7 protein-coding genes and 1 pseudogene are annotated in these 8,170 nt (G+C 64.7%); 2 read left to right on the forward strand and 6 right to left on the reverse strand.

All coding sequences use genetic code 11. From position 1 onward, the window contains the following. A pseudogene (locus EN742_RS15660) lies at positions 1-330 on the forward strand (MFS transporter); the annotation flags it as partial. Here the strand turns inward: EN742_RS15660 and EN742_RS15665 are convergent. Then, positions 288-1,202: a LysR family transcriptional regulator gene (locus tag EN742_RS15665; protein WP_126057917.1), complete on the reverse strand. Its 915-nt coding sequence runs from the start codon at positions 1,200-1,202 to the stop codon at positions 288-290. The pseudogene EN742_RS15660 and the gene EN742_RS15665 sit on opposite strands and share 43 nt — an antisense overlap. 94 nt (positions 1,203-1,296) lie before the next feature. Here EN742_RS15665 and EN742_RS15670 point away from each other — a divergent pair, with 94 nt between their 5' ends. Beyond that, positions 1,297-2,256, forward strand: a complete 960-nt coding sequence (locus EN742_RS15670; protein ID WP_126057916.1) for an SDR family oxidoreductase — start codon at positions 1,297-1,299, stop codon at positions 2,254-2,256. Positions 2,257-2,304: 48 nt separating this feature from the next. Here the strand turns inward: EN742_RS15670 and EN742_RS15675 are convergent, their stop codons facing one another. The 5 genes from EN742_RS15675 to EN742_RS15695 all read right to left on the reverse strand — a co-directional run. Further along, positions 2,305-2,463, reverse strand: coding sequence for a DUF3309 family protein (locus EN742_RS15675; RefSeq protein ID WP_126057915.1), 159 nt, complete (start codon positions 2,461-2,463; stop codon positions 2,305-2,307). A gap of 97 nt (positions 2,464-2,560) precedes the next feature. Then, entirely contained in the window at positions 2,561-5,731 is a 3,171-nt protein-coding gene (locus tag EN742_RS15680) for an efflux RND transporter permease subunit (protein WP_126057914.1), read from the reverse strand. Between the two features lie 73 nt (positions 5,732-5,804). Next, positions 5,805-6,980, reverse strand: coding sequence for an efflux RND transporter periplasmic adaptor subunit (locus EN742_RS15685; protein ID WP_126057913.1), 1,176 nt, complete (start codon positions 6,978-6,980; stop codon positions 5,805-5,807). 158 nt (positions 6,981-7,138) lie between these two features. After that, entirely contained in the window at positions 7,139-7,729 is a 591-nt protein-coding gene (locus tag EN742_RS15690; protein WP_245482291.1) for a hypothetical protein, read from the reverse strand. Between the two features lie 14 nt (positions 7,730-7,743). After that, positions 7,744-8,170 (reverse strand): molybdopterin cofactor-binding domain-containing protein (locus EN742_RS15695; protein ID WP_148670117.1); only part of this gene is annotated, 427 nt, incomplete at its 5' end.

Genomic DNA, 8,170 nt, shown 5'->3' on the forward strand with positions numbered 1-8,170 from the left:
GGCATGCTGGTGGCCGGGCTGTCGCCCTCGCCATGGCTTGCGATTGCCGCCTTCGGCTTTTGCGGCTTCGGCATCGCCAACATGGTACCGATCATCTTCTCGGCCGGCGGCAACCAGGAAGGCATGTCATCCGGCACCGGCATGAGCGTCGTCACCACCATGGGCTATTCCGGCATACTGGTGGCGCCGTCGGCGATCGGCTTCGTCGCCGAGCATTCGAGCTTCGGCCCGATCTTCGTCGCGCTGTCGGGACTGCTGGTTGTCGTCCTTCTGATGGCCGGGCTTGCTCACCGCGCCGAATTCTCCCCCGAGCCCGCGCCGGCCGAATAGCGTTTCAGCTCCTCATGGAGGAAATCCGCGACGCGGCGGATGCGCAAGCTGCTACGCACGTCGCGATGCATGGCGAGCCACACCGGCAGCGACGGCAACGGCAGCCCGGGCAGCAGGAGCTCCAGCGACGGATCGCGTTCGGCCAGCGGTTCCTGGCCGATGCCGATGCCATTTCCCGTCCGCACCGCTTCCCAAAGAACGATTTGATTGTCGGTCCTGAAGCGAAAGCTGCCGCGGCTGACGGGAATGCCGAACGCATTGAGGCCGCGGACGATCTCATCGCTGCGGTCGAAGCCGACCAGCGTATGATCGGCGAGGTCACCGGGCCGGCTCGGCCGGCCGCGCCGGTCGAGATAGGCCTTCGCCGCACAGAAACGCAGCGGAATGTCGGCGACCTTGCGCGCCACCAGCTCGTTCTGCGCCGGCTTGACCATGCGGATGGCGATATCGGCATCCCTGCGCAACAGGTTCTCGACCTGATTCGAAGCGACGATCTCGACCTCGATGCCCGGCTCCTCCACGCCGAGCCGCGCGGTGATATCCGGTAGCACATAGGCCGCCACCACCTCGCTGGCGGCGATGCGCACGGTGCCCTCGATCGCCTCGACCGATCCAAGGGCCAGCAGCGAGAACGCGCTCGCTTGCTCGCTGACGGCCTTGCCGCGCTCATACAGCACGTTGCCAGCCTCGGTCAGCGCATAGCCGCTGCGCCCGCGTCGGAACAATGTCACGCCGATCGCCTGCTCCAGCTCGGCGATGTGGCGGCCGAGCGTCGGCTGGCTGGCCGCAAGCTTTCGTGCGGCGCCGGAGAGGCTGCCGGTCTCTGCCACGGTGACGAAACTCTTGATCAGGTTCCAGTCGATTTCCGTCATCCATTTATGAATATCAAATCGCCAAAATCAGTCAATTTCCATTCGTTTGCGAAAACCTCAAATTGGTGGCCTAACGCAGACACGGAGACGAAACATGACCAAGATCGCAATCCTCGGCGCGAATGGCCGGCTCGGCCGCGTCGTAGGCAAAGCCTTCATCGACGCCGGCTTCGACGTTCGCGCCGTCACCCGCAGCGGCAAGGTGCCCGCCGAGCTTAAGGGCGCTACAGCGATAGCCGGTGATGCGCTCGACCGAGACTCGCTGATCCGCGCAACGCAAGGCGTCGACATCATCTTCAACGGCCTGAACCCGATCTACACCGACTGGGGCAAATGCCTGCCGATGGCCGAGAACGTCACGGCCGCTTGCCGCGCTAACGGCGCGCTTCATCTGTTCCCCGGCACCGTCTACAATTACGGCTCGCCGATGCCTCGCGTGATCACGGAAGACACGCCTTTCCGGCCGACGACCGAGAAGGGCCGCATCCGCGTCGCGATGGAGGATCTGTTTCGCCGCGAGGCCGAGGCCGGCCGCGTGCGCACCATTCTGCTCAGGGCCGGCGACTTCTTCGGCGGCACCGGCAGCGGCTCCTGGTTCGACCTGGTCGTTGCCGCCAAGATGGAGAAGGGCATCTACACCGCGCCCGGCCCGGCCGACCTCGTCCATGAATGGGCCTATCTGCCCGACTTCGCCGTGGCCTTCGTCGGCCTGGCGCGCAATCTGGACAAGCTCGGCTTCTATGAGGCGCTCAACTTCCCCGGCCATGCCGTCACCGACCTCGATATCAAGGCAGCGGCCGAGAATCCGCTCGGGCGCAAGCTGAAGCTCGGCTTCATGCCCTGGTGGGTGCTACGCGCTGGCAGCCCGTTCGTGGCGATGTGGCGTGAGATCGTCTCGATGTCCTACCTTCGTTTCGAGGAGCACCGGCTGGTCTCGACACGGCTGGAGAAGATCATTGGCGAAATCCCACACACCCCGCTCGATCAGGCGGTGAAGGAAGCCATGCGGGACATCGGCATTGCCGTCGCGCCCGCCCCACGCGCGGCCGCCTGATTTGAGCTGACAACGACCGAGCCGTGACATGGCTCGGTCGCATAAGGATCAGATCCTGCCCATCAGCAGCAGGATCAAAAGCACCACCAGGATGACGCCGACGATGCCCGAAGGGCCGTAGCCCCAGGAGCGCGAATGCGGCCATGCCGGCACGGCGCCGATCAGGATGAGGATGAGAATAATGACGAGAAGTGTGCTGATCGTCATGAGAAAGCCCTCGCCGTGAGGTGAAGTTATGCCGGAACAATGCAAAAGGCCGCCCGGTTGTTCCCCGGGCGGCCTTTATCTTGCTGGTTGAGTTGACTTATTCGGCAGCTTTCTGGAAGGCGATTGCCGGCTCGGCGCCTGCACTGTGGTCGGCAACGGTCGTTGAAACCTTGCCCTTGCCGCGCCGGAACAGCCGCCCGAAAAACGCGTTGAAGCGGCTATCCTTGCTGCGCGTGAACACCATCAGCATCGACGGCGTCACCACCAGCGTCAGCAAGGTGGCGAAGGAGAGGCCGAAGACGATCGCCGACGACAGCGAAATCCACCACTGCGTCGACGGCGCGTTGATCGTCGTCTCGTGATGGAAGATTTCGAGGCCAAGGCCGAAGGCGATCGGCAGCACGCCGAGGATGGCCGACACCGCCGTCAACACCACCGGACGGGCACGCTCGCGGCAGGTCTGCAGCACCGCGTCCATCTTGTCCCAGCCTTCCTCGCGCAGCCGGTCGTAGGTGTCGATCAGCACGATGTTGTTGTTCACCACCACGCCGGCCAGCGCGATGACGCCGATGCCGGACATGACGATTCCGAAGGCCTCGCCCGTCAGAAGCAGCCCGAGGAACACACCGACCGTCGCCATGACCACGCAGGACAGCACCAGCCAGACGCTGGTGAACTTGTTGAACTGCATGAGCAGCACCAGGAAGATCAGGAAGATCGCCGCGCCGAAGGCCTTACTGAGGAAGGCGCCGGCCTCGGCGCTGTCCTCGTTGGAGCCGGCGAGCTTCCAGCGGATGCCACTGCCGAGATCCATCTCGGAGACGGCCTTGGTGACCTCCTGCTGCACCGCCGCGACCTGCGCGCCGGCGCTGACATTGGCTTGCACCACCACTGTTCGCGCGCCGTCGATGCGGTTGAGGATGCCGACCGTCGGCTCGGGCTTGCGCACGACGAAGTTCGAGATCGGCACCGACCCTTGCGAGGTCTGCACTCTCAACTCATCGAGCGTCGACAGCGTGCGCCGGTCCTCGGGTAGCCGCAGCCTGATGTCGACCGCGTCGTCCGCCCCGGCGGGCCGGTATTCCGAGAGCTTCAAGCCGTTGGTCACCAGCTGCACCACCGTTCCGACCGAGGTCGGGCTGATGCCGTATTGCGCCGCCTTGGCGCGGTCGACCTCGAGCGCCCAGTCGACGCCGGGCGGCGGCAGGCCGTCCGAAATGTCGATGACGTTGGGTATCTTGGCGATCCGCGCCGCCACCGCGCGTGCCTTGTCGTCGAGGCCCTTGGGGTCGGCGGCCGAAAGCCTGATCTGGATCGGCTTGCCGGTCGGCGGGCCTGCCTCCGGCACACGCACTTCGACATCGACGCCGGGAATGCCTGCCATGACGCCGCGCAGATCGCTGAGGATCTGGTTGGCCGACTTGCGCTCGCGCCAGTCGACGAACTCGTACTGGATGACGCCGACGACATCTTCGGGGATATCCTGGCCGCCGCCCTGCGTCTTGCCGGCGCGCGTGTAGACCGACTTGACGCCCGGCCAGCCGAGCAGCCGGTTCTCCGCTTCCTTGGTGGCGGCGTCCATCTCGGCCAGCGAAAGATTGCCGCGCGCATGCACGTAGAGCAGGCCGTAATCCGGCTCGACGCTGGGGAAGAACTCGACGCCGGCGCCGTATTTCGAGTAGGCGAAGCCGACGCCGACCAAAAGGCCGACGGTGAGCAGGATGACGGTGATCGGGAAGCGCACCGCCTGCTTGACCAGCGCCATGTACCAGCCGTCGCGGTTCTCGTCCTCGTGATGCTTGGGCGCCTTGGCGAAGATGGCGCCCAGCGTCGGCGCGAACACCAGCGCATAGAGCATCGAGGCCGACAGCGTCACGATCAGCGTGATCGGCATGTATTTCATGAAGTCGCCGATGATGCCAGGCCAGAACAAGAGCGGCGAGAACGCGGCGATGCGCGTCATCGTCGCGGCGATGACCGGGCCGGCCATGCGCCTTGCGGCCAGCGCGAAAGCATCCGCCTTCGGCATGCCCTCGCTCATGCGCCGTTCCGCGAATTCGGTGACGATGATGGCATCGTCGACCAGCATGCCGACCGCCAGGATGAGGCTGAACAGCACGATCATGTTGATCGTGTAGCCCATCATGGCGAGCAGAAGGATGCCGATCAGGAAGGACGACGGGATGGCGAGGCCAATCAGCAAGGAAGCGCGGCCTGACAAAGCGTAGAGGATGACGATGAACACCAGGATGACGGCGATCATCACGTGGTTCTGCAGGTCGCCGAGCAACTGGTTGACGAAGACCGACTTATCCTGCGTGTAGGTGACGTGCATGCCTTCCGGCATCGTCTTGATGAAGCTGTCGGACACTTCCCTGACGTGGTTCAGCGTGTCGATCAGATTGGCGCCGATTCGTTTCTTCACCTCAATGGCGATCGCCGGTTTGCCGTCAAGGCGCGTCACCGTCTCGGCATCCTTGAAGGTGGAGCGGATGGTGGCGACGTCCTTGGCCTGCACCACGGCATTTGGCGTGGCGACGACCGGCAGGTTGGCGACGTCCTCAGGCGTCTCGATCAGCGACGGCACCTTGACGGCGTATTTGCCTTCCGAGCCCTCGAGATTGCCGGCGGCGACCAGGCTGTTGGAGGCGCCGACGCCTTGCATGACCTGGTCGAGCTGCAGCCCGTAGGACGACAGCTTGACCGGATCGATGACCACTTCGACCAGATCGTCGCGGGCGCCCTGCAGCGAACCCTCCAGCACGCCAGGCACTTCCTCGATGCGGTCGCGCAGTTCGCGCGCCGCCGCCGTCAGCACGCGCTCCGGCACGTCGCCCGAAAGCGTCACGACTAGAACCGGAAATTCGGAAACGTTGACCTCGTTGACCGTCGGTTCCTCGGCGGCCTGCGGCAGATCGGCCTTGGCGTCCTGCACCTTGCTGCGCGTGTCCTGCAGCGCGGTCGCTAGATTGGTTTGCGGCTGGAACTCGACGAGCACGTAGCCGCCGCCCTGGAAGGCGGCCGAACGCATCTCCTTGAGGCCCTTGAGGTTCTTCAGCTTGCTTTCCATCGGGCGCAGAAGAAGGCGCTCGGAATCCTCCGGCGAGATGCCCTGGTAAATCAGGCTGATATACATCATCGGAATCGGAACGTCGGGCTCCGCTTCCTTCGGCGTCGACTGATAGGCGACCCAGCCCGCCACGAGCAGGAACAGCAGCGCGGATATTGTGAGGCGGGCGTTGTGGATGGCGAGTCTGACGATATCCATGACTTATGCCTGCTGTTGTCTTCGAGGAGCAGCGACCTAGCCGTCGCCGGGCAGCGCCCGGCGCCTGGCCGCGCTACTGCGTGCCGGCGGTGGCTTCGCCGATCAGCTTGTTGATTGTTGCCTGGTCGGCCTCGACCGGCTTGACCGCGTCGCCTTCCTTTACCAGCTCCTGGCCGGCGACGATGATGCGGGCGTCCTGCGGAATGCCGCCCAGCACCAGCCCGTTCGGCGTGTCGTCGACGAGATCGATCGGATAGAACGCCACCTTGTTGTCCTTGCCGACGGCGCGGATGCCAAGGTCGCCCTTGTCGCCCAGCGTCACCACCGAACGCGGCAGCATGACCGCATCGGTCGGCTGCGCGCTGAGCGTGATTTCGGCCGTCATGCCGGCGGGGATGGCGCCATCGGCATTGGGGATCGCCACCTCGACGCGGAAGGTTCGGGTCTGCGATGAGGCGTCGCGGCTGATGTAGCGAACCGTGCCGGTCACCTTCTGGTCGTTGACCAGGCGCACATTGGCCTCGTCGCCGATCTTGATGTAACGCAGGTCGCGCTCGCTGACCTCGCCGCGCGCGATCACCGGGTCGAGCTTGAGGATGGTCGCCACCTCGCCGCCCTGCATCACCGAGCTGCCGAGTTCCACCGGAATGCGGTCGATGACGCCATCGAACGGCGCCTTGACCTCGTTGCGGTCGAGCTCGGCTTGCGCGGTCTCCAGCTGGGATTGCGCGGACGTCAGGTTCGAGCGCGCGGTGTCGAGCTGCAGTGCGGGCAGATTGCCGGTTTTCATCAGCCGCAGGGCCGCTTCCAGTTCGGCCTGGCGCTGCACCAGAAGCTGCTTGGCGTTGTCGACGTTGGAGATCTTCTCCTCGGCCGCCAGCATCAGCACCAGGTCGCCGGTCTTGACGCGCTGGCCCTGCTTGACCGGCAGCTGGTCGATGACACCGGCGACACGCGTCGCCAGCACCGCCCGCTTGTCGGCCTCCGTCAGCCCCGAGATTCGTATCGCCCGCGCATAGGTCTTGCGCGGCGGCGTCACCACCGCGACGGTGCGCAGCGGCGCCTTCGGCTCGGCGTCAGCCGTCTTCGGTGCTCCGACCTCGGGCTGCGTTGCCTTTGGGGCGTCTCCCGCCTTCGGATTGTCGGCGGCGGCGCTGCCCACGGATGAAAACTCTCCCGTTCCCATCCAGGCTGCGAATCCAATGAGCACAACAATGGCTGCAAGCTTGTGAAACCTGATTTTCGGCATCGTCGTTTTCCACTGCGGGGTTCGGCCAGGCCGCTTTTTTAAATGCGGGCGCGTCGCCGATATGGGTGCGCGCAAGGCCCTATTCAATTTGCCGTGATCGGCGAAGCGCCGCTTCTACCTCAAAGTTGCAACGCAAAATAGTCAGAAAGTTTGATGGATCATTGCGCTGCCGGACAGGGCGCGCCCGCCGCCATCCAGTTCTCGATCGCATTGTATGTCTCCTTTGCCGAGCCTGGGGCCGGCTCTCGATCAGCCCCCGGCGCCCAGCCCCAGGCGACCAGCTTGTCGTCGCGAACATGCAGCGCCACATCCTGCAGGCTGCGCCCGCCATTGCGGGCAGGGTCCTTGATCTGGGCGCAGATTTCAGCCGAGGATTTTCCGAACCAGACCATCTCGGCCGGCGCCAGGTGCCAGTTCTCGGCTCCCGGCGGCCCGTGCAATGCCTTGGAATTACTGGAGAAATGGCAGGTCGTGCAGCGCAGGCCCGGATTGCCGAAGCCGGAGCCGTCGCTCCCGCGCTGAACGTTGAAGCCATGCACGCGGGTGCCGCCATAATGCGCGCCCGACCAGCGCGGGCGGTCATCGGCGACATGGCAATCGGCGCAGCGCGGATGCGAGAATACCTTATAGACCTTGTCCCATTCGGGCAGCCCTCTGGCTGCATCGACCTTCACCGGCGCCGGCGATTGGCTCTCCTGAGCGGCTGCGAAAGGTGCCGCCAAGAACATGATGGCAGCAGGCGTCAGCATGATATGAAGCTTCCTCATGCGAAGGCCACCGCTTTGGACAACGGCAACCTACGGATGCGCTTACCGGTCAGCGCGAAGATGGCATTGGCGAGCGCCGGCGCCGCCGGCGGCGTGCCGACCTCGCCGACGCCGCCCATCTTGTGGAAATTCTCCAGCACCGCGACCTCGAACACCGGACACTGGAAGATGCGCATGGCGTCGAAATCGTGGAAATTCGACTGCTCGACCATGCCGTCGGCGAAGGTGATTTCCTGGCCCATCGCCGCCGACAGGCCGTAGATGGCGGCGGAGATGAGCTGCGCCTTGATGATGTCGGGATCGAGCGCGGTACCAACATCGGCAGCGATCCACACCTTCTCGATGCGGATGCCGGCCGGCGTGTCCGCGACCTGTACGATCTCGCCGACCCAGCTGCCGAAGGACAGCGTGAAGGCCATGCCC

The sequence above is a fragment of the Mesorhizobium sp. M4A.F.Ca.ET.020.02.1.1 genome (assembly GCF_004022645.1).
Lineage (GTDB): Bacteria > Pseudomonadota > Alphaproteobacteria > Rhizobiales > Rhizobiaceae > Mesorhizobium.